This is a genomic window from Stenotrophomonas sp. YJH_SMC_101-4 (assembly GCF_059370395.1).
Window position 1 is genome coordinate 26,993 of record NZ_JCAFTP010000002.1, and the last position, 22,169, is coordinate 49,161.

The following is a 22,169-nucleotide window of genomic DNA, read 5'->3' on the forward strand; positions in this document are numbered from 1 at the left end:
GGCGGTACCGGCCACGGCCGGTACCTCCACCGCGATGGTGGGTACCGACCGTTGGTCGGTACGCTCACCGCAGAAGACGGGGAGGCTTCGGCTTCCCCGTTTTCGTTTGGAATTCCTGGAATCGCATGATCCACCTGCACTACATCGACGACGCGCTGCTGGTGGCCGAGAAGCCGGCCGGCCTGCTGTCCGTGCCCGGCCGCAGCGCCGAGAACCAGGACTGCGTGGTCGCGCGCCTGCAGGCGCTGTACCCGGATGCGTTGACGGTGCATCGGCTGGATCAGGTCACCTCCGGCCTGCTGCTGCACGCGCGAGGCAAGAAGATGCAGGCCGCATTGTCGATGCAGTTCGAGCAGCGCCAGGTCGGCAAGCGCTACGAAGCCGTGGTGCAGGGCGTGCTCGAAGGTGATGCCGGCGAAGTGGACCTGCCATTGATCGTGGACTGGCCGAACCGGCCGAAGCAGATGGTCGACCATGAGCGCGGCAAGCCGGCGCTGACGCGCTGGCGCGTACTGGCCCGCGATGTCGAGGCGCAGCGAACCCGCGTGGAACTGGAACCGATCACCGGCCGCAGCCATCAGCTGCGCCTGCACATGGCCAGCCTTGGCCATCCGATCGTCGGCGATGTGCTGTATGACGCGGCACCGGCGCAACGCGTGCATCTGCATGCGCGCAGCCTGCGGTTTACGCATCCGCTGACGGGCGAGGCGCTCGCGTTCGAGTCCGCGGCTCCGTTCTAGGGGCCGGCAGGGCTTGCAGCCCTGCACCTGCCGAAGCTTTCAGGCAACAGCAACAGCAACGTCAAAAACTAAAGCGGCATTCCGCGGGATGGCGGGGCACTGTGGGTGTGCGGGGACGCCGTGAACCCATCCATGGGGGGCTTGGTCGCGGCATCCATGCCGCTCACACCTCGCACACCCACAGTGCCCCGCCTTCGACAGATTTCCGTGGTCGTTGGTAGGTGTCGACCTTGGTCGACACATCTGTCAGAAATCGAATCGAATGGAATTCATCCGCGCATGGCGTGGATCGAGCGTGTCGACCAAGGTCGACACCCACCAAGAGCAGGCAATGCCAGCCCGAAAGATTGCGGGGAACTGTCGAAGGCGGGGTGGGTCCGGTTGCGGGGGCGTGAGCCGCATGGATGCGGCGACCGAGCCTCCATGGACGGATTCACGGCGTCCCCCGCAACCGGACCCGCCCCGCCATCCCCGGTAAGCCAGCTTCTGCTGTTGCTTCGGCTTCTGCAGGTGCAGGGCTGCAAGCCCTGCAGAACAAACCCACCCCCTACCAAGGTAGGGCGGCCCGCTCGCCAGCGCCGGACTATCCTCGAACCCATGACTTTGTCTGGGAGGGCTGCGTCATGAACTACGAGGAAACCTACCGTCGCTCGATCGACGAGCCGGAGGCCTTCTGGGGCGAGGAAGCCAAGCGCATCCATTGGCACAAACCGCCGCAGCAGGTGCTCGACTACAGCAACCCGCCGTTCCGGCGCTGGTTCGTCGGTGGTGAAACCAATCTCTGCTACAACGCCGTGGATCGCCACCTGGCCGAGCGCGCCGACCAGCTCGCGCTGGTCGCCATCTCCACCGAAACCAACAGCACGCGTGAGATCACCTATCGCCAGCTGTATCGCGAAGTGAACGACTTCGCCGCCGTGCTCAAGCACCTCGGCGTCGGTCACGGTGACCGCGTGGTGATCTACATGCCGAACATGGCCGAAGCCGTGTTCGCGATGCTGGCCTGCGCGCGCATCGGTGCGGTGCACTCGGTGGTGTTTGGTGGCTTCGCCGCGCACAACCTGGCGCTGCGCATCGACGATGCGAAGCCCAGGCTGCTCATCGCCGCCGATGCCGGCATGCGCGGTGGCAAGCTGATTCCGTACAAGCCGATGGTCGACGCCGCCTGCGCCGAAGCGGCTTCGCCGCCACCGCATGTGCTGATCGTGTCGCGTGGGCTGGATGCAGCCGAACCACGCGTGCCGGGCCGTGATGTGGAGTACGCCACGCTGCGTGCGCAGATCGGGGAAGTCGATGTGCCGGTGCAATGGCTGGAAGCAAGCGAACCGAGCTACCTGCTGTACACCTCCGGCACCACCGGCAAGCCGAAGGGCGTGCAGCGTGATGTCGGTGGCTATGCCGTGGCGATGGCGCAGTCGATGGAGACGGTATTCGACTGCAAGCCTGGCCAGGTGATGTTTTCCACCTCTGATGTCGGCTGGGCTGTCGGTCATTCCTACAATGTGTACGGCCCGCTGATCGGTGGTTGCACCTCGCTGCTGTACGAAGGGCTGCCGACCAATCCGGACCCGGGCATCTGGTGGGCACTGTGCGAGCAGTACAACGTGCGAACGATGTTCTCGTCGCCCACCGCCATCCGCGTGCTGAAGAAGCACGACGCAGACTTCATCCATCGCCACGACCTGCGCGCGCTGAAGTACCTGTTCCTGGCCGGTGAGCCGCTGGATGAACCGACCGCGCACTGGATCAGTGAAGCGCTCGGCAAGCCGATCATCGACAACTACTGGCAGACCGAAACCGGCTGGCCGGCACTGACCCTGCTGCCGGGCCTGGAGATGAAGCCGGTGCGCTTCGGTTCGCCGGGTTTCCCCAATCTCGGCTATCGGATGAAGGTGATCGACGAGAACACCGGTGAGGAAGTCGCACCGGGGCAGAAGGGCGTGCTGGTGGTGTCGCCGCCGTTGCCGCCGGGCTGCATGAGCACGGTGTGGAATGATGACAGCCGCTTCCTGCAGAGCTACTTCAGCCACTTCAAGGAACTGCTGTACAGCTCGCTGGACTGGGCGATCCGCGATGATGATGGTTACACCTTCATCCTCGGCCGCACCGACGATGTGATCAACGTGGCCGGGCACCGCCTGGGCACGCGCGAGATCGAGGAGGCCATTTCCAGCCATCCGCGCGTGGCCGAGGCTGCCGTGATCGGGGTCAAGGACGAACTGAAGGGGCAGGTGCCGCTGGTGTTCGTCACCCTCAAGCAGGGGCTCGATGGCGAGGATCCGGCGCCGGTGGTGGCCGAGATGATGGCGACGGTGACGACTTCGCTTGGTGCGGTAGCGCGCCCGGCGCATGTGCACGTGGTCAATGCACTGCCCAAGACCCGTTCGGGCAAGCTGCTGCGGCGCTCGTTGCAGGCGTTGGCCGAACAGCGCGACCCGGGTGACCTGTCGACGCTGGATGATCCCAGCGCGCTGGAGGAAATCCGCCGCGCGCTGGGCCGCTGACCTGCTTCTGCAGAGCCGAGCCGATGCTCGGCTCCGCATGCCTTGCCAAAGCAGCCGAGCATGGGCTTGGCTCTACAGGGGAGGCCGTTGCTGCACCGCAGCTTCCTCCCTGCAACCGGTGCGCTAAGCTCGGTTGCAGGGGAGCGTGCCCGCCAGGGCGCGCCGGCATTGCGCATCGAGGGAGGGGGAGGCAATGGCATTGCTGCACGCCAAGACGGCGGCTGGCCGTCAGGAAATCGAAGACCGTGGCCGGCGCCTGCCGGCGGCACTGCGTTCGATCCTGCTGATGGTCGACGGACATCGCGATGACACTGAATTGCGCGGCCTGTTCGAAGGCCTGCGTGCGCCACCCGACGCACTGGAGCAATTGTCAGCGCAGGGCCTGATCGAAGTGATCGGCGGAAGTGCCGAGGTGACACCGCTGCGCGGCATCAGCACCGGGCGCGAACAGGACCCGGCGCTGTACCAGCAGCTGTACGACGCGATGAGCGAGGCGGTACGCCGCCACCTGGGCCTGAAGGGCTACTTCATGCAGTTGAAGATCGAACGCTGCACCGATGCGCTGGCGCTGGAACGCCTGTGCCCGGAACTGCTGGCGGCGGTGGGCAAGGCGCGCAGTCCGGCGCTGGCGCAGCGCTGGTGGCAGGAAACCCAGGCTGCCGTGGTCAATGGTGGTGGCGAGGTCGTGCAGGCCTGAGCCACCGCGTAAAGTGATCGGTTCACTTCCCCCACAAGGAGTCCCGCGTGCAGGACGACCACGACGACACCGACACCCCTGGCTGGGACGCGATCAATGCGGCGCTGGCGCCCCTGTATGCCGGGCAGGAGCCGCGTCACTTCGGCACCGCGCTGCCGTACACGCTCGGTGGCCAGGATCCTCTCGATGGCATCAGCGTGTACTGGGCGGATGCGCCTGTACCCCACTGGCACTACATCACTTACGGCTTCTCCGAACTGTATGCCAAGGAGAGCAGTGATGCCGCCACCAGCGGCTATGGTTTCGAGCTGACCTTCCGCCTCGCTGCCGACGCCGGTGAGAACGCCGGCAGCACCCCGCCGGTGTGGCCGATGAACCTGCTGCAGAACCTGGCGCGCTATGTGTTCGGCAGTGGCAACGTGTTCGAGGACGGTCACCATCTCAATGCCAACGGCCCGATCGCGCTGGAGACCGGCACGCGCTTGTGCCATCTGGCCTTCGTCGCGGATCCGCAGTTGCCCGCACGCGACACCGCCAATGGCCACCTGCAGTTCCTGCAGCTGGTCGGGCTGACCGATGAGGAGATGGAAGCGGTCAAGCGCTGGTCGACGCGCGGCGTGCTGCAGGCGCTGCAACCGGCGATGCCGCTGTGGATCAGCGACCTGCATCGCGGCAACCTGCTGGAGGAACCGGCGCTGGCCGCACAGGTGCAGGCCGGCAGCGAGCGCGAGGGCTCCAGTACCGGCATGTTGTTCATCGAGACACTGGATTGGCGGCAGGAGGCGGGCGTCACCACCCTGGTGCTGGGGGCCGGCCAGGTCGCCAGCGTGTGCGAGCTGCTGCCGCTGCGCCTGCGCCACGGCAGATCGCTGGAACTGGTCAGCCGCGAGCGGCAGTGGGAGTTCGTTCCGGCCAGGGGCGGTGAAGTGGGCGACGTCTCCGCCGACAACGCGCGCTGGGCACTGGACGAGGCGGGATTGCGGGCCCTGGCGGGCGTGCGTGCCGAGCGCGGTATCTACCCGGTGGTGGAGGCGCTGCGCATCGAAGTGGTGCCGACCTACCTGCGCGATGCCAAGGGCGAAGTGATCCGCCAGATCGGCTGATCACGCTGCTGGAACCGAGGGGGTCAGAGCCGCCTGCTGCGCAGACGGATCCGACCCCAGGTCAAGATCAGGCCAGGCCTTCAGCCTTCAGCGCGGCCTGCACGCCGGCGTCGGCATCCATGCGCGCCTTGTAGGCGGCCAGGTTGTCCAGGCCGGACAGGTCGACCTTGGCGCCGGCGGCCCAGCGCAGGGTGATGTAGAAGTACGGATCGGCGAAGCTGCGGAAGCCGGCCAGCCACGGCTTGTCGGCCAGCTGCTTGTCGGCGGTCTCGAACAGGCCACGCAGGCGCTTGTGCGCGGCGGCGCGGATCGCATCGAACTGGCTCTCGTCGGCGATGAACTTGCCCGGCGCGAACAGCGGCGAGAAGGCCGGATGCACATCGGAATTGACGAAGGCCAGCCAGCGGGTGGCTTCGGCGCGCTGGCGCGGGCTGCCATCGCCGCCGAGGCCGGCCTGCGGGTAGGTGTCGGCGATATAGCCCATGATCGCGGCGTTCTGCAGCAGCACGAAGTCGCCGTCGACCAGTGCGGGGACGGCACCGGCCGGATTGATCTTGAGGAATTCCGGCCCCTTCAGGGTGTCCTTGTTCAGCAGTTCAACCTCGAACGGCTGGCCGGTCCACTGCAGGGCGATGTGGTCGGCGGTGGAACAGGCACCGGGCTTGCTGTACAGCTTCATGGGAACTCCAGGTGATGCGGGCGGGAAACGCCCACTATCCCAGAGCCTGCCCGCGGGCGGCAACGCTGCCGCCAGCACGGATCGTTACGACTGCCGCGGCTTGAGGTTCTGCACCTTGTAGAAGGTGTGATCGCCGATGGTGGCCACCTGGTACGCATTGCGCCAGTTCGGGCTGGCGATGGACAGCGCGGCGAAGTGGCTGGCACCGGGCACGATCTCGCGGCGCTCGCCGGCCGGCAGCGCCCAGTTGCGCTCGGCGTCGAAGGCCACGTTCATCGCCTCGCTCCAGGCCGCGTCGTTGCCCAGCTGGGTACCGGGGGAGACGATGGTCGGTGCGAACTGCTTGCGCGCGGTGACCACCTGGCACATCGAGTCGCCCCACAGGCCACTGTCGAGACGGCGCAGGGCGACCTCGGCGACGGCCTGCTGGCCCCGCAGGGTCTGGTCGCGGGCTTCCAGGTAAACGGTGGTGCTCAAACACAATGAATCAGCGGCCGGCTGCGGCAACAACTGCGACAGCCAGAGAATCCAAGCCAGTTTCATATAACTCCTTGCTCCGTGTGGGCCGCACCCTCCGGTTCCTGCCGCGGGGGCGACAGGAGGCGGGGTACGACTTGGCGTCATGGGGAGGCGGCCATCGGGGCCGCCCCGTGGGCAGCCCCAAAAGAAACGATCAGTACCGATCGAGGGGGCTGCGCCGGCTCACCGGAAACTGGCTGGTGAGCGGAAAGATGGCGCAAGGTAGGGGGGCATAGCCGAACGCATCGTGAACCGTCCGGCTTGACATTCAGGTTCGGCAGGGGTGACGGAAATCACATTCCGCCCCCCATTCAGGCGCTCATCAGAGCGCGGCGGCGACCCGGCTGCCCTGGTCGATGGCCCGCTTGGCGTCCAGTTCGGCGGCCACATCGGCGCCGCCGATCAGCTGCGCGTTGATGCCGGCGGCCTGCAGTTCGGCCTGCAATGCACGGTTCGGTTCCTGCCCGGCGCAGATCACCACATGGTCGACCGGCAGCAGCTGTTCGCTGCCTTCCACGCGGATGCGCAGGCCTTCGTCGTCCACGCCCAGGTACTCGACACCGCCGAGCATGCGCACGCCCTTGGCCTTCAGCGTGGCGCGGTGGATCCAGCCGGTGGTCTTGCCCAGTCGCGCGCCGGGCTTGCCCGGGCTGCGCTGCAGCAGCCACAGCCGCCGCGGTGATGCCTCGGCCTGCGGCCTCGCCAGCGAGCCGCGGGCCTCGAACGTGCTGTCCACGCCCCATTCGGCCATCCAGCGCTGCGGGTCCAGCGAGGGAGACTCACCGGCGTGGCTGAGGAACTCGCCGACATCGAAGCCGATGCCACCGGCGCCGATGATCGCCGCATTGGTGCCCACTTCGACCCGCCCCAGCAGCACGTCCAGGTAGCTGACCACCTTGGCGTGGTCGGCGCCGGGGAAATCGACCTTGCGCGGGGTGATGCCGGTGGCCAGCACCACCTCGTCGAAGCCGGCCAGGGCGGCGGCATCAGCACGGGTGCCGAGGCGCAGCTGCACGCCGGTCTCCTGCAGCGTGTGGCGGAAGTAGCGCAGGGTCTCGTAGAACTCTTCCTTGCCGGGGATGCGCTTGGCCACGTTGAACTGCCCGCCGATCTCGTCGCCGGCATCGAACAGGGTGACCTGGTGGCCGCGCTGGGCAGCGACGGTGGCACAGGCCAGGCCGGCGGGGCCTGCACCGACCACGGCAACCTTCTTCGGCGTAGTGGTGGGACGGTAGACCAGCTCGGTCTCGTGGGCGGCGCGCGGATTGACCAGGCAACTGGCCAGCTTGTTCTCGAACACGTGGTCCAGGCAGGCCTGGTTGCAGGCGATGCAGGTGTTGATCGCCTCGGCGCGGCCGGCACGGGCCTTGTTCGGCCACTGCGGGTCGGCCAGCAGCGGCCGCGCCAGCGACACCATGTCGGCGCCGCCATCGGCGAGGATGCGCTCGGCGACGTCGGGCATGTTGATGCGGTTGGTCGCCACCAGCGGCACTTTCACATGTGGCTTGAGCTTGGCGGTGACCCCGGCGAAGGCAGCGCGCGGCACCGAGGTGGCGATCGTCGGGATGCGCGCTTCGTGCCAGCCGATGCCGGAATTGATGATCGTTGCGCCGGCCGCCTCGATGGCCTGCGCCTGCTGCACGATCTCGTCCCAGTTGCTGCCGTCGTCCACCAGATCCACCAGCGACAGGCGGTAGATGATGATGAAGTCCGGGCCGCAGGCCTCGCGGATACGGCGCACGATCTCCACCGCGAAGCGCATGCGCTGGCGCGCGTCGCCACCCCAGGCATCGGTGCGCTTGTTGGTGCGCGGGGCGATGAACTCGTTGATGAGGTAGCCCTCCGAGCCCATCACTTCCACGCCGTCGTAGCCGGCCTCGCGGGCCAGCTTCGCGCTGCGTGCGTAGTCGGCGATATGGCGCTCGACGCCGCTGGCCGAGAGCGCGCGCGGGGTGAACGGGTTGATCGGTGCCTTCAGCTTCGACGGCGCCACCGACAAAGGGTGGTAGGCATAGCGGCCGGCATGCAGCAGCTGCAGGCAGATCTTCGCGCCGTGCTGGTGCGCGGCGGCGGTGAGCTGGCGGTGCGGGCGTACTTCCCACGGCCAGGACAGCTTGCCGCCGAACGGCTTCAACCAGCCCACTACATTCGGCGCGAAGCCACCGGTGACGATCAGGCCGACGCCGCCCTCGGCGCGTTCGGCGAAATAGGCCGCCAGCCGCGGGAAGTCGCGGGCGCGATCCTCCAGGCCGGTGTGCATCGAGCCCATCAATACGCGGTTGCGCAGCTGGGTGAAGCCCAGGTCCAGCGGGGCGAACAGGTGGGGATAGGCGCTTTCGTTGGCTGGCGACATGGTCGATACGCTTGCGTACGGAAGCGCGAAGCGTGCCGCGAAACGGCGGCCGGAGCAAGGGCTGGCGAATCGGTAGCGCCGGGCCATGCCCGGGGACGCGGCTACCCGTGGCCGCGCTGTGCGCTCGCCGGGCGCGGTCCGGGCATCGGCCGGCCAATCCCGAACCAGCCCAGCGTCATTCCGCACAGCGGCCCGATCAGCAGGGCGAAGGCCAGCGTGCCGAGGCCGACATTGCCGCCCAGCCACCAGCCCAGCAGCAGCACGCTGCCCTCGATCAGGCTGCGCACTTTCCAGATCGGCCAGCCGGTACGGGCGTGCAGGCCGGTCATCAGGCCGTCGCGCGGGCCAGGGCCCAGCTTGGCGCCGATATACAGGCCGGTGGCCAGCGCGACCAGCAGCATGCCGGCGCAGAACATCGCCAGCTGCCAGCCCAGGCCGACCGCCGGCGGCAGCAGCCACAGCCCGAACTGCGCGGACGGGCCGATCAGCATCACGTTGAGCACGGTGCCAACGCCCGGCTTCTGCCGCAGCGGCCACCACAGCAGCAGCACCAGCGCACCGATCACATTGGTGGCCAGCCCGAACGAGAGCGGCGTCTGCGCGGCGATGCCCTGCGACAGCACGTCCCAGGGCGCCACGCCGATGGCGGCACGGATCATCAGCGATGCGCCGAAGCCGTACAGGAACAGGCCGGCGATCAGTTGCAGCATGCGCAGGGGCAGGGCGATGGGCATGGCGGTCTCGGGGGAGGGGGATCTGTTCCCACCGTAATCCTGATCCAGTCACTTCAATAGATACAGATGCCGACCAATCCGCCGCTACAGGCGGAATCTGTAGCGCCGAGCCCATGCTCGGCTGCTTTGCCTGGCACCACCAGCCGAGCATGGGCTCGGCGCTACATGACGCGTCAGTCGCCCCAGCCTGCCAGCGCCAGCTTGCCCACCGTGCGTCCGCCGGCCAGGCGCTGATGCGCGATGTCCAGATTTGTCGCATTGATCGGGCCCAGCGTCTCGCTGAGGGTGCCGCGCAGCTGGCCGGCATCGATCATGCTGGCCGTGCGGCTGAGGATGCGGTGCTGCTCGATGCAGTCGGCAGTGGCAAAGCGCGAGCGCGCGAACATGAACTCCCAGTGGATGCCGATGCACTTGGCCTTGTAGGGATCGCCGATCCGCAGCGGCCCACGTGGCTCGACGATCAGGCCGACGTGTCCCTGCGGCGCCAGCAACAGGCCCAGTTCGTCCCAGTAGTGATCGGTGTCGGCCAGGTTGAGTGCGACCTGCACCGCGTCGATGCCCAGCGCCTGCAGCTGGGCCTGAAGCGGTTGCCGGTGGTCGATCACGTGCCGGGCACCCATCTGCCGGCACCAGTCGGCCGAGGCCTCGCGCGACGCCGTGGCGATCACCTCGAAACCCGCATGGCGGGCCAGCTGGATCGCCATCGAGCCGACCCCGCCCGCACCGCCGATCACCAGCAGGTGCTGGCCGGCGTGGCGGCGATCGTCCAGGCGCAGGGGCATGCGCTCGAACAGCAGCTCCCAGGCGGTGAGCGTGGTCAGCGGCAGCGCTGCGGCCTCAGCGAAATCCAGCGTGGTGGGTTTGCGCGCGACCAGGCGTTCGTCCACCCACTGGTACTGCGCATTGCAGCCGGGGCGGGTGACATCACCGGCGTAATAGACCTCGTCACCAGAGGCGAACAGGCTGGCCTCGTCGCCGATCGCCTCGACCACGCCGGCGGCGTCCCAACCCAGCACGCGGGGCGCCTGGAGCGTGGCCGGATCCGTGCTGGCACGCTGCTTGCCATCGACGGGGTTGACCGAAACCGCCTCGACCCGGACCAGCAGGTCACGCCCCCGGGGAGGCAGCGGCGGGGGCAGGTGGATATCGCACAGGGCAGGGGCGGATTCACGACTCAGGGCGACGGCTTTCATCACGGCTCCGGCTGGGTTCGTGGCTCCATCATAAGGTTCCTCACCTTTCCGCAAACACGCTGAACCGTGTGATGCAGTACGTTGCGCAATATGTCGTTTTCCCCGCCTAAACCCCGTCAAACCCTTGCAGCGTGAGGGTCTTGCGGATTTTCATCATCCTGTATAGGGTTTCAACGTCGGACCGGTGGACGGTCGGGCGCAACACTTCACATGTTACGGGACTGTTAACATGGCCTTCACCCGCCTGAGCATAATGTTCGCGGCGGTGGCGTGCTGAATCGGCTGTCGTACATCGACGCACTTGTGCTGGCCCATGCCTCTACCGGTTTCATACCCCCGAAATAGGAGCTGTACTCAATGAACAAGAAGATCCTTACTGCCGCGCTGCTGGGCGGCCTGGCTTTTGCCCAGGCAGCTTCGGCGCAGGAGTTCGATGACCGCTGGTACCTGACCGGTTCGGCCGGCTTCAACTTCCAGGACAGCGACCGTCTGACCAATGACGCTCCGTTCGTGACCCTGGGCCTGGGCAAGTTCATCAGCCCGAACTGGTCGCTGGACGGTGAGCTGAACTATCAGAACCCGAACTTCGATTCGAACAAGGACCTGAACTGGTCGCAGTACGGCGTCTCGCTGGACCTGCGTCGCCACTTCATCAAGGAAGGCCGCGGCTGGAACCCGTACATCGTCGGTGGCCTGGGCTACCAGAAGTCGGAAGAAGAGTACCCGGCGCTGAATGCCAATGGTCCGCGCCAGCGTAAGGACGGCAACGTTGCCGCCAAGCTGGGCGTCGGCCTGCAGACCACCTTCGAAAAGCGCGTTGCTGTCCGCGCCGAAGTGGCCTACCGCGCTGACTTCGACGACCAGAGCGTTGCCGCTCCGAAGGAAGACTGGTTCGGCGACGTGCTGGCTTCGGTCGGCGTCGTGATCCCGCTGGGCCCGGCTCCGGTCGCGGCTGCTCCGGCTCCGGCTCCGGTTGCCCCGAGCTGCGCCGACCTGGACGACGACGGTGACGGCGTCAACAACTGCGACGACAAGTGCCCGAACTCGCAGCCGGGTCAGACCATCGGTCCGGACGGTTGCCCGGTGCCGGTCTCCATCGACCTGAAGGGCGTCAACTTCGACTTCGACAAGTCGAACCTGCGTCCGGACGCCGTGGCGATCCTGAGCGAAGCCACCGAGATCCTGAAGCGTTACCCGGATCTGCGCGTTGAAGTTGCCGGTCACACCGACTCGAAGGGTACCGACGCTTACAACCAGAAGCTGTCGGAGCGTCGTGCTACCGCCGTGTACAACTACCTGACCAAGAACGGCGTTGACGCCGGTCGCCTGGTCGGCCCGATCGGCTACGGCGAGAGCCGTCCGATTGCTCCGAACACCAACCCGGATGGTTCGGACAACCCGGAAGGTCGCGCCAAGAACCGTCGTACCGAGCTGAACGTCCAGAACTAAGTTCTGACGCTCTGCCTGTAGGACACAGCAGGACCCGGCTTCGGCCGGGTCTTGTTGTTTCTGCGGCCCGGAATCCGGGTATCTACTGCTACGCAGGCAACCGTTCGTCGGGTTTTTGTTCGTAAAACCAATGAGTTGCCGTATTCATTGAAAGTGGCGCTTGAAAGCTGTCGCGGCATTGCTAAACTCGCCGCGTCACTTCCTTTCCTGGATGCCCTTCATGCTGCGCTCTGCATCGGCCGCCTTCCTGGCGCTGGCCCTGGTTCCCGCTGCCCACGCTGCGGTCGATTGCTCGGTCAACACCAGCGCCTCGCCGCTGCCGTTGCCGGCCACGACCATTGCGCCGGTGGCCGACGAGCTCTACATCCGTGGCAACCAGCTGGGCATGCCGGCCGGTGTGCTGAGCAGCAACTACGATCCGTCGCAGTCGCTGGACCAGGTGCTTCAGCGCCTGCGCATCGACGGCTGCCAGAACATCGCCAAGGCCATTCCGAGCGCACCGGCGGTGAAGCCGAACGATCCGGCGGCCTACAAGCCGCAGACCGAATTCGACAACACGCCCTGGCGCTTCGACATGAGCCAGAACGGCAAGCGCATGACCGCTGAAGAGTTCGATGCCTGGATGAAGGCGCGTGGCGTGCGTGTGGTCAAGGCACGTCCGGCTCCGGCCGCCACCCCGGCTCCAGCCGAAGCACCGGCTGAGACCAAGCCGGTCGACAAGAAGTAAGCGCCGCGGGGAGCAGAGGCTTGCGCACGCGCCGCCCACCTGCCGCCCCCGCCGCCCGCTCCCACGCACCGCGTGGGCGTGCGATTCCCGCTGCCACAGCCGCCGGTGTCCGTCATGGCCTGGCGCGCGTGCTGTCCAAGGCCGGCGTCTGCTCGCGCAGCGAGGCCGCGCGCTGGATCGCCGAGGGCCGCGTACGCGTGTCCGGCCGCATCGTGCGGGATCCCGAGTTCCCGATTGGCCAGCCGGCGCCGCCGATCGAGGTCGATGGCCAGCCGATGGGTGCGCCGCAGCGCCTGTACCTGATGCTCAACAAGCCGCGCGGGGTGGTGACCACCGCGCAGGACGAGCGTGGCCGCGACACCGTCTACCGCTGTTTCGATGGCGCCGGGCTGCCGTGGATCGCGCCGGTCGGGCGCCTGGACAAGGCCAGTGAAGGCTTGTTGCTGTTCAGCAACGATCCGCAGTGGGCGGCGCGCCTGACCGACCCGCAGACCGGGCCGGACAAGACCTACCACGTGCAGGTCGACCGCCTGCCCGATGACGCCACGCTGGCGGCCCTGCAGGCCGGCGTGGAGGACGAGGGTGAGTTCCTCGTTGCCCAGGCCGTGCGCGTGCTGCGCAGCGGCGACAAGACCGCGTGGCTGGAGGTGGTCCTCGACGAGGGCCGCAACCGCCACATCCGCCGCCTGTTGGCGGCCTTCGACCTGCAGGTACTGCGCCTGGTCCGGGTCGCGATCGGCGGGCTGCAGCTCGGCGATCTCGGCAAGGGGCAATGGCGGATGCTGGAGGTCAGTGACCAGCAGCGGCTGGGGGCCGCTGCACCGGGCTGATCATCGCCCGCGGCCGGCGGTTGCCGGCCACCGTTCCAGGCGTAGGGGGCGCCTGGTTGCTGAATTTCCCGAACGGAGCCTGCCCATGTACCACCCGACCCTCAACCAAACCCTGCGCTGCGCAGGCCTGCTGCTGCCGATGGTGCTGCTGACCGCCTGTGGTGGCCACAAGAAGGTGGCCAAGGCGGAAACGCCGGCTGAAACCCCGGTGGTGGAGGTGAAGACCCCGGAGCTGGATGGCCGCGGCAGCTACCGCTTCCTGATGAGCAACGGCGACAAGAAGATGACCGCCGATGAGTTCGATGCCTGGATGAAGGCCAACGGCATCCGCGTTGCCAAGGGCAACGGCCAGGACGCTGCCGCCAAGCCGGTGGTGGTGGCCAGCAAGGACGAGCCGAAGGGCAAGAAGAAAAAGAAATGACGCGCGTCGCGCGTCATTTCGGTAGCGCCGGGCCGTGCCCGGCGAGCGCATAGCGCGGCTATCGGGAAACCGCCGGGCATGGCCCGGCGCTACCCGTGGGGATCCGACCCCGGGGCGATCAGCCCTTGATCACGCCCAGCTCGACACCGATGCGGGTGAACGCATCGATCGCGCGGTCCAGATGCTCGCGGCTGTGCGCGGCGCTGATCTGGGTGCGGATGCGCGCCTGGCCCTTGGGCACCACCGGGAAGAAGAAACCGATCGCGTAGATGCCTTCTTCGAGCAGGCGCTCGGCGAACTTCTGCGCCAGCGGTGCGTCGTACAGCATCACCGGGCTGATCGGGTGCACGCCCGGCTTCACGTCGAAACCGGCGGCGACCATCTTTTCGCGGAAGTAGCGGGTGTTCTCCACCAGGGTGTCGCGCAGGTCGTCAGCGGCGGCCAGCATCTCGAATGCCTTGATGCCGGCGGCAACCACATGCGGCGGCAGCGAGTTGGAGAACAGGTAGGGCCGCGAACGCTGGCGCAGCAGCTCGATCACCTCGGCGCTGGCGCAGGTGAAGCCGCCCAGTGCGCCGCCCATGGCCTTGCCCAGGGTGCCGGTGATGATGTCGATCTTCTCCAGCACGCCCTTGACCTCGGCCGAGCCGCGGCCGGTGGTACCGAGGAAGCCGGTGGCGTGGCACTCATCGATGTGCACCAGCGCGTTGTACTTCTTCGCCAGCGCGGTGATTTCGTCCAGCGGCGCGATGAAGCCGTCCATCGAGAACACGCCGTCGGTGGTGATCAGCTTGGTCTTGCAGCCGGCGGCATCGGCGGCCTGCAGCTGCGCTTCCAGGTCGGCCATGTCGCAGTTGGCGTAGCGGAAGCGCTTGGCCTTGCACAGGCGCACGCCGTCGATGATCGACGCATGGTTCAACGCATCGGAAATGATCGCGTCGTTCTCGCCGAGCAGCGGTTCGAACAGGCCGCCGTTGGCGTCGAAGCAGGCCGCATACAGGATGGTGTCCTGCTTGCCGAAGAAGTCGGCGATCTGCTTCTCCAGCTGCTTGTGCAGGTCCTGGGTACCGCAGATGAAGCGCACCGAGGCCATGCCGAAGCCGTGGGTATCCAGCGCATCCTTGGCGGCCTGGATCAGGTCCGGATGGTCGGCCAGGCCGAGGTAGTTGTTGGCACAGAAGTTCAGCACCTTGCGGCCGTCCTCGAGGGTGATCTCGGCCGACTGCGGGCTGGTGATGATCCGTTCGGACTTGAACAGGCCCTGGGCGCGGATGGCGTCCAGTTCCTCGGCGTAGTGGCGGGTCAGGGCGGAGGAAGCGTCGGTCATGGCGTGGGCACGGCTCTGAACGGGGAAACCGCTGATTCTACCGGGCATCGCCGCGTGCCGACCGGCCCGGCTGGGGCATCGCCACGGCCGGCACATGTTGCATCGCAATAGCAAACTGGTTAAAAATTCGTGAACCGGAGCTGTCCCGCTCCGGCCGCTACGCCTGCTCCCCGCCTTCCACGCCACCGCCCCCACCGGAGACGCTCATGAAGCACGCCCGTGCCTGCCTCGCCATTGCCGCTGCCCTGACCCTGGCCGCCCCGTTCGCCGCCAGCGCCCAGGAAAACGAATCGCCGTACAGCTGGAACGTCACCGCCGTTTCCGATTACCTGTTCCGTGGTGTGTCGCAGACCGACGAGGATCCGACCCTGCAGGCCGGTTTCACCTACACCAGCCCGGTTGGCCTGTATGCCGGCGTGTGGGGCTCGGGTGTGGACTTTGGTGCGGGTGACCCGAAGACCGAGGTCGATTACCTGATCGGCTACGGCGTGGATGTCACCGAGCGCGTGAACGTCGATGTGCTGTTGAACCGCTACACCTACCTGAAGTCCAGGCACCAGAACTACAACGAGCTGATCACCACCACCACGCTGGATGACACCTACAAGCTGACGGTGGCCTACACCAACGATGTCTGGAACAGCAGCACCGATGGCTGGTACTTCGGCCTGGGCGGCAGCTGGGGCCTGCCGAAGGACTTCACCCTGAATGCCAACGTCGGTCGCAGCACCTTCGAGGACGGCATCGCCAAGGACTACACCGACTGGAACGTCGGCGTCGCGCGCCAGTTCGGCCTGTTCAACGTCGGCCTGGGCTACTACGGCACCGATGGCAACGGCCGCGACAATTCGGGCAAGCTGGCCCACAGCCGCGTCATGCTGAGCGTGGCCGTGGGCAAGTAACCCTTGCTTCGGCAGGGGCCAGGCTTGCCTGGCACGCTTTGCGAAAAAGGCGCCCATCGGGCGCCTTTTTCATTCCGGTGACGCCGGGCATGGCCCGGCGCTACCGTGGGGCGGATCAGTTCCAGCTCAATACCACTTTGCCGGCCTTGCCTTCTTCCATCAGGTCGAAGCCCTTCTGGAAATCGTCGATCGGCAGCTGGTGGGTCATCACCTTGCCGAGCGGGAAACCGGACAGCACCAGCTGGGTCATCTTGTACCAGGTCTCGTACATCTTGCGGCCGTAGATGCCCTGCACGGTCAGGCCCTTGAAAATGATCTTGTCCCAGTCGCAGCCGGCGCCCTTGGGCATGATGCCGAGCATGGCGATCTTGCCGCCGTGGTACATGCAGTCGAGCATGTCGTTGAACGCACGCGGGTTGCCGCTCATTTCCAGGCCCACGTCGAAGCCCTCCATGTGCAGTTCCTTCATCACGTCCTTCAGCGACTGGTTGGCCACGTTGACCACGCGGGTGGCGCCCATGTCGGCGGCCAGCTTCAGGCGGAAGTCGTTGACGTCGGTCACCACCACATTGCGTGCACCGATGTGCTTGCAGATGCCGGCGGCGATGATCCCGATCGGGCCGGCACCGGTGATCAGCACGTCCTCGCCGATCACGTTGAACTCCAGCGCACAGTGCGCGGCGTTGCCGTACGGGTCGAAGAACGCAGCCAGCTCCGACGGGATCTGGTCCGGGATCGGCCACAGGTTGCTGGCCGGCATCACCATGTATTCGGCGAAGGCGCCGTTGACGTTGACGCCGATGCCGACGGTGTTGGGGCACAGGTGCGGGCGGCCGCCACGGCAGTTGCGGCAGTGGCCGCAGACGATGTGGCCTTCGGCCGAGACGCGCTGGCCGATTTCATAGCCAGTCACGGCCGAGCCGAGTGCGGCGACGCGACCGACGAATTCGTGGCCGATGGTCAGGCCCGGCTTGATGGTGCGCTGGCTCCACTCGTCCCACAGGTAGATGTGCAGGTCGGTGCCGCAGATCGCGGTCTTCTCCAGCTTGATCAGGACCTCGTTCGGGCCCGGGGTCGGAACCGGAACTTCTTCCAGCCAGATGCCCTTGGCCGCTTCGCGCTTGACCAGGGCCTTCATCGTTTGCTGCGCCATCGAGGTGGAACTCATCAGGGGGAAAGCGCGGATTATAGGGTGCCGCACGGATTTCCCATGTTGCGCTGCGGGTGCAGTGGTGGAACGAAAGGCGTGCGCCGGCGGGCATTTCGAACGTGGCCGCTGCACTCGCCGGGCATGGCCCGGCGCTACCGTCCGAGGCCAGGCAATTGTCGGGAGACGGGAGGCCAGGCCGATGCAGGACCGTGAGCGCCATGGATGGCGCGATCGAGCCCCCATGGGTGAGGGCGCTTTGCTTGCGAAGCACTGCTTCGCAAGCGCCAGAACGCACAGCCGCCAGCGGCTGGGCCGGGCCGCGGAGCGGGGTTTACGGCGTGTCCTGCATCGGCCTGGCCTCCCGCCTCCGTCCGATCGCAGTGGAGACGCTGAACGATGGAAGCATCCGATTGCATGACTTCCGGGGTTCGGGCCGGGGCAGGGCGGCGGGCTACAATCGAAGGTTCCACTACCAGGGGCCGCTCCATGCGCTCGAACCTGCTTGCATTTTCCATCGTCGCCAGCCTCGGGCTGGCCCAGGTCGCCCATGCCGCTGAAGGCATGTGGGTGCCGCAGCAGCTGCCGGAAATCGCCGGCCCGCTGCAGAAGGCCGGCCTGAAGCTGTCCCCGGAACAGCTGTCCAACCTGACCGGCGACCCGATGGGTGCGGTCGTCGCCCTCGGCGGCTGCACCGCCAGCTTTGTCTCGCCGCAGGGCCTGGTGGTCACCAACCACCACTGCGCTTATGGCGCCATCCAGCTGAATTCGACCGCGCAGAAGAACCTGATCAAGGACGGCTTCAACGCGCCGACCCTGAAGGACGAACTGAGCGCCGGCCCGAACGCCCGCGTGTTCGTGCTCGACCAGATCACCGACGTCACCACCCAGGCCAAGGCCGCCATCGCTGCCGCCGGCAACGACCCGCTGGCCCGCAGCCGCGCGTTGGACGCCTTCGACAAGGCCCAGGTTGCGGCCTGTGAAGCCGATGCCGGCTTCCGCTGCCGCCTGTACAGCTTCTCCGGCGGCAACACCTACCGCCTGTTCCGCAACATGGAAATCAAGGACGTGCGCCTGGTCTACGCGCCCCCGGGCAGCGTCGGCAAGTTCGGCGGCGACGTCGACAACTGGATGTGGCCGCGCCACACCGGCGATTTCTCGTTCTACCGCGCCTACGTGGGCAAGGACGGCAAGCCGGCCGCCTTCGCCGCCGACAACGTGCCGTACCAGCCCAAGCACTTCCTGAAGTTCGCCGACCAGCCGCTGGGCGCCGACGACTTCGTGATGGTGGCTGGCTACCCGGGCCGCACCAACCGCTATGCACTGGCCGGTGAGTTCAACGAAACCGCCAGCTTCACCTACCCGACCATCGCCAAGCACTACAACGCGGTGCTGAAGATGATCGCCGACGCCGGCAAGGCCGACGCCGACGTCAAGGTGAAGTACGCCGCCACCGCCGCCAGCATGAACAACGTGGCCAAGAACTACCTGGGCCAGCTGGAAGGCTTCAAGCGCATCGACGCCGCTGGTCAGAAGCAGGCTGAAGAAGCCGCCGTGCTGGCGTGGCTGAAGAAGCAGGGCGCTGCCGGCAAGCCGGCGCTGGCCGCACACGCGCAGCTGCTCAAGCATCTGGATACCAGCAAGTCGACCCGCGAACGCGACCTGTTCGTCGGCCAGTTCAACAACACCTCGGCCGTTGGCGCAGCGATCACCCTGTACCGCCTGTCGATCGAGCGCAGCAAGCCGGATGCCGAGCGCGAAGCCGGTTACCAGGAACGCGACCTGACAACCATCGAAGGTGGCCTCAAGCAGATGGACCGCCGCTATGTGGCGAAGATGGACCAGCAGCTGCAGGCCTACTGGCTGGAGCAGTACGTGGCGCTGCCGGCCGCGCAGCGTGACAACGAAGTGCTGAACAAGTGGCTGGCCGGCAGCGATGCCGCTGCGGTGAAGTCGCTGGTGGCCAAGCTGGGCGGCACCGGACTGGGCAGCCTGGACACCCGCCTGAAGTGGTTCAAGGCCGACCGTGCCGCATTTGAAGCCAGCAGCGATCCGGCCATCCAGTACGCCGTGGCTGTGATGCCGGCACTGCTGAAGCAGGAAGAGCAGAAGAAGATCCGCGAAGGCGAATCGCTGACCGCCCGCCCGCTGTACCTGCAGGCCGTGGCCGACTACAAGAAGAGCCAGGGTGAGTTCGTCTACCCGGACGCCAACCTGTCGCTGCGCATCACCTTCGGCAACGTCATGGGCTATGGCAAGGACGGCGTGAAGTACACCCCGTTCACCACCCTGGAAGGCGTGGCGGCGAAGGAAACCGGTGAAGATCCGTTCGATTCGCCGAAGGCGCTGCTCGATGCGGTCAAGGCCAAGCGTTACGGTGGCCTGGAAGACAAGCGCATTGGTTCGGTGCCGGTGAACTTCCTGTCCAACCTGGACATCACCGGTGGCAACTCGGGTTCGCCGGTGCTGGACGCCAACGGCAAGCTGGTTGGCCTGGCATTCGACGGCAACTGGGAATCGGTCAGCTCCAACTGGGTGTTCGATCCGGTGATGACCCGCATGATCGCCGTCGACAGCCGCTACATGCAGTGGATCATGCAGGAAGTGGCGCCGGCGCCGCAGCTGCTGAAGGAACTGAACCTGGCGAAATAAACCGGTTGCGGTAGTGCCGGCCGCTGGCCGGCAACCTCGACCAGATAGCCGGAGTTCCAAAACCCCGCGACCCACGTCGCGGGGTTTTTTCATGCCCGGCCCGGCCCGGTGCGCCGAACAGGTATCATCCCTGTTCCGCGCACTTCACAGGATGTGAACGAAACGCGGAAACCTCCTCCCCCAGGACCCCTTGCACGCATGCGCATCCTGCTTGCCCGCCACGGCGAAACGCCGTGGAACGCCGAAGGCCGCTACCAAGGCCAGATCGATATTCCGCTTTCGCCGATCGGCGAAGCCCAGGCCCAGGCGCTTGGCGCCCGCTTGGCCTCGGTGGACATCACCCGTGCCGTTGCCTCGCCGCTGTCGCGCGCGCAGCGCACCGCGCAGCTGGCGCTTGGCGCCGCCCGCGCCGACATGCTGCTGACCGAGCCGGAGCTGCAGGAAATCGCCCACGGCGAATGGGAAGGCCTGCTGGCCAGCGAAATCAACGAAAAGGATCCGTCGCGCCTGCAGGCCTGGCGCGAGGAACCGGATACCGTGCTGATGCCCGGCGGCGAATCGCTGCGCCTGGTGCTGGAACGCAGCTGGCGTGGCCTGGCCCGTGCCACCGAAGGCCTCGGCGAGCACGACACCCTGCTGGTGGTCGCGCATGACGCGGTCAACCGCGTGATCCTGTGCAAGGTCCTGGGCCTGCCGATTTCCCGCCTGTGGACCTTCCGCCAGGCACCGACCACGCTCAACCTGCTCGAAGGCGCCGAACTGGACAGCCTGGAAGTGGTGCGCCTGAACGACTGCGCCCACCACACGCCGTTCTTCGGCGAAGCCAAGCACCGCGCACTCTGACCCGCCACACCGAACCACCTGTACCTGCTGGAAGCACTGCCGTGACGAACACCCCGACCACCCTGGCCGATTGGCTGGATTACATTGAACGCCAGCACCCGGCGACCATCGACATGGGCCTGGAGCGCGTGCGCACCGTGGCCACGGCGATGGGTCTGGGCGCGCCGGCCGGGCGCACCATCGTGGTCGGTGGCACCAACGGCAAGGGCTCCACCGTGGCCTTCATCGAGGCCATCGGCCGTGCTGCCGGTTGGAAGGTCGGCGCCTACACGTCGCCGCATCTGCTGCGCTACAACGAGCGTGTGCGCATCGACGGGCAGGACGTGGACGATGCAGCGCTGGTCGCTGCGTTCAACGCCATCGAGGCCGCGCGGGGCGAGACCACGCTGACCTATTTCGAGTACGGCACGCTGGCCGCGCTGCAGTTGTTCACCGACGCCGGGCTGGATCTGGCGGTACTGGAAGTGGGCTTGGGTGGCCGCCTTGATGCGGTCAACATCGTCGATGCCGACGTGGCGGTGATCACCACCGTGGACATCGACCATGCCGAGTGGCTGGGCGAGGACCGCGAAGCGATCGGCACCGAGAAGGCCGGCATCATCCGTGGCTGGAAGCCGGTGATTCTGGGCGAGACCGATCCGCCGTCCAGCGTGCTCGCACGTGCCTATCTGGTGGGTGCCAACGCGATCCGTGGCGGCAGCGATTATTTCTACGAGCCGATCGATGCCCAGCGCTGGCGCTGGCGTGATGTCGGCCTGCGCATGGAGCTGCCGACCCCGGCGCTGGCCGGCCCGATCCAGCTGGCCAATGCCGGTGCCGCCATCGCCGCCCTGCGCGCGCTGGACAAGCCGGTGCCGCGCGCGGCGTGGGCTGCCGGTGTCGCGGCGGCGCGCATTTCCGGCCGCATGCAGGCATTCGAGCGCGACGGCGTGCAGATCCGTGTGGACGTGGGCCACAACCCGCAGGCCGCGGGCCAGCTCGCGCGTGCGCTGAAGGCCGAGGTCTCGGCCGGGCGCACCCTGGCGGTGTACGCCGCGCTGCAGGACAAGGACGCAGCGGGTGTGGTGCAGGCGCTGGAGGACGTGGTGGGCGAGTGGACCCTGGCCGGGCTGGAAGGCCCGCGCGGGCAGAGCGCCGCCCAGCTGCAGGCACGCCTGGCCGGCACGGCCGCCGCCACGGCGGCGCTGGCTGACAGCGTCGAACAGGCGCTGGCGCAGACACTGGCCCAGGCCGAACGTGGGGACCGGGTACTGGTGTTCGGCTCCTTCCATACCGCCGCCGCCGCCCTGCAATGGCTGCAGGACGCCGCCTGATACGCGTTCAGCCAACGCCGACGCCGTCCGGTCCGG

At 66.9% G+C, this 22,169-nt stretch carries 19 protein-coding genes; 12 read left to right on the forward strand and 7 right to left on the reverse strand.

Annotated elements, in window-relative coordinates:
* The first annotated feature begins 125 nt into the window (after positions 1 to 125).
* The 4 genes from AC5P8D_RS06280 (at position 126) to AC5P8D_RS06295 (ending at position 5,044) form a co-directional block, all read left to right on the forward strand.
* Entirely contained in the window at positions 126 to 740 is a 615-nt protein-coding gene (locus AC5P8D_RS06280; protein WP_049455385.1) for a pseudouridine synthase, read from the forward strand.
* Between the two features lie 623 nt (positions 741 to 1,363).
* Positions 1,364 to 3,244, forward strand: coding sequence for a propionate--CoA ligase (prpE, locus tag AC5P8D_RS06285; RefSeq protein WP_010483967.1), 1,881 nt, complete (start codon positions 1,364 to 1,366; stop codon positions 3,242 to 3,244).
* Between the two features lie 193 nt (positions 3,245 to 3,437).
* Positions 3,438 to 3,941: a hypothetical protein gene (locus AC5P8D_RS06290; RefSeq protein WP_010483966.1), complete on the forward strand. Its 504-nt coding sequence runs from the start codon at positions 3,438 to 3,440 to the stop codon at positions 3,939 to 3,941.
* Positions 3,942 to 3,988: 47 nt separating this feature from the next.
* Entirely contained in the window at positions 3,989 to 5,044 is a 1,056-nt protein-coding gene (locus tag AC5P8D_RS06295; protein WP_010483965.1) for a suppressor of fused domain protein, read from the forward strand.
* Between the two features lie 67 nt (positions 5,045 to 5,111).
* Here the strand turns inward: AC5P8D_RS06295 and AC5P8D_RS06300 are convergent, their stop codons facing one another.
* The 5 genes from AC5P8D_RS06300 to AC5P8D_RS06320 form a co-directional block, all read right to left on the reverse strand.
* A complete protein-coding gene (locus AC5P8D_RS06300) occupies positions 5,112 to 5,723 on the reverse strand; it encodes a glutathione S-transferase N-terminal domain-containing protein (protein WP_043401403.1) in 612 nt (203 codons plus the stop codon).
* 84 nt (positions 5,724 to 5,807) lie between these two features.
* Positions 5,808 to 6,266 (reverse strand): cell wall hydrolase, encoded by a 459-nt coding sequence (locus tag AC5P8D_RS06305; protein ID WP_004154513.1) that lies wholly within the window; start codon positions 6,264 to 6,266, stop codon positions 5,808 to 5,810.
* Positions 6,267 to 6,564: 298 nt separating this feature from the next.
* Positions 6,565 to 8,595 (reverse strand): NADPH-dependent 2,4-dienoyl-CoA reductase, encoded by a 2,031-nt coding sequence (locus AC5P8D_RS06310; RefSeq protein ID WP_159359830.1) that lies wholly within the window; start codon positions 8,593 to 8,595, stop codon positions 6,565 to 6,567.
* A 101-nt stretch (positions 8,596 to 8,696) separates the two neighbouring features.
* Complete coding sequence (gene yczE / locus AC5P8D_RS06315; protein ID WP_495203183.1) at positions 8,697 to 9,329, reverse strand: membrane protein YczE; 633 nt, start codon at positions 9,327 to 9,329, stop codon at positions 8,697 to 8,699.
* A gap of 173 nt (positions 9,330 to 9,502) precedes the next feature.
* The gene (locus AC5P8D_RS06320; RefSeq protein WP_043401399.1) at positions 9,503 to 10,522 is read right to left on the reverse strand and encodes a zinc-binding alcohol dehydrogenase family protein; all 1,020 of its coding nucleotides are present in this window, start codon (positions 10,520 to 10,522) and stop codon (positions 9,503 to 9,505) included.
* A 357-nt stretch (positions 10,523 to 10,879) separates the two neighbouring features.
* Here AC5P8D_RS06320 and AC5P8D_RS06325 point away from each other — a divergent pair, with 357 nt between their 5' ends.
* The 4 genes from AC5P8D_RS06325 (at position 10,880) to AC5P8D_RS06340 (ending at position 13,949) form a co-directional block, all read left to right on the forward strand.
* Positions 10,880 to 11,971 carry an OmpA family protein gene (locus AC5P8D_RS06325; RefSeq protein WP_010483958.1) on the forward strand — a complete coding sequence of 364 codons (1,092 nt, stop codon included), beginning with the start codon at positions 10,880 to 10,882 and terminating at the stop codon, positions 11,969 to 11,971.
* A gap of 220 nt (positions 11,972 to 12,191) precedes the next feature.
* Positions 12,192 to 12,698: a hypothetical protein gene (locus AC5P8D_RS06330; protein WP_010483956.1), complete on the forward strand. Its 507-nt coding sequence runs from the start codon at positions 12,192 to 12,194 to the stop codon at positions 12,696 to 12,698.
* A 20-nt stretch (positions 12,699 to 12,718) separates the two neighbouring features.
* Positions 12,719 to 13,528, forward strand: a complete 810-nt coding sequence (locus AC5P8D_RS06335; protein WP_049412609.1) for a pseudouridine synthase — start codon at positions 12,719 to 12,721, stop codon at positions 13,526 to 13,528.
* Between the two features lie 85 nt (positions 13,529 to 13,613).
* Positions 13,614 to 13,949 (forward strand): hypothetical protein, encoded by a 336-nt coding sequence (locus AC5P8D_RS06340; protein WP_005412356.1) that lies wholly within the window; start codon positions 13,614 to 13,616, stop codon positions 13,947 to 13,949.
* Positions 13,950 to 14,067: 118 nt separating this feature from the next.
* On the opposite strand, the gene kbl is transcribed toward AC5P8D_RS06340, so the two are convergent.
* Positions 14,068 to 15,276, reverse strand: a complete 1,209-nt coding sequence (gene kbl / locus AC5P8D_RS06345) for a glycine C-acetyltransferase (RefSeq protein ID WP_049412614.1) — start codon at positions 15,274 to 15,276, stop codon at positions 14,068 to 14,070.
* A 206-nt stretch (positions 15,277 to 15,482) separates the two neighbouring features.
* On the opposite strand from kbl, the gene AC5P8D_RS06350 reads away from it, so the two are divergent.
* On the forward strand, positions 15,483 to 16,178 hold the full coding sequence (locus AC5P8D_RS06350; RefSeq protein WP_495203184.1) for a TorF family putative porin: 696 nt from the start codon (positions 15,483 to 15,485) through the stop codon (positions 16,176 to 16,178).
* Positions 16,179 to 16,293: 115 nt separating this feature from the next.
* Here AC5P8D_RS06350 and tdh read toward each other — a convergent pair whose 3' ends face one another.
* A complete protein-coding gene (gene tdh, locus AC5P8D_RS06355) occupies positions 16,294 to 17,316 on the reverse strand; it encodes an L-threonine 3-dehydrogenase (RefSeq protein ID WP_010483949.1) in 1,023 nt (340 codons plus the stop codon).
* Positions 17,317 to 17,814: 498 nt separating this feature from the next.
* Between tdh and AC5P8D_RS06360 the strand changes: the two genes are divergently transcribed.
* The 3 genes from AC5P8D_RS06360 to folC all read left to right on the forward strand — a co-directional run bounded on the left by AC5P8D_RS06360 (position 17,815) and on the right by folC (position 22,133).
* Positions 17,815 to 19,977, forward strand: coding sequence for a S46 family peptidase (locus tag AC5P8D_RS06360; protein WP_010483947.1), 2,163 nt, complete (start codon positions 17,815 to 17,817; stop codon positions 19,975 to 19,977).
* Between the two features lie 198 nt (positions 19,978 to 20,175).
* Positions 20,176 to 20,820 carry a histidine phosphatase family protein gene (locus AC5P8D_RS06365; RefSeq protein WP_305730137.1) on the forward strand — a complete coding sequence of 215 codons (645 nt, stop codon included), beginning with the start codon at positions 20,176 to 20,178 and terminating at the stop codon, positions 20,818 to 20,820.
* A 41-nt stretch (positions 20,821 to 20,861) separates the two neighbouring features.
* Positions 20,862 to 22,133: a bifunctional tetrahydrofolate synthase/dihydrofolate synthase gene (gene folC, locus AC5P8D_RS06370; protein ID WP_197653910.1), complete on the forward strand. Its 1,272-nt coding sequence runs from the start codon at positions 20,862 to 20,864 to the stop codon at positions 22,131 to 22,133.
* Positions 22,134 to 22,169: the final 36 nt, after the last annotated feature.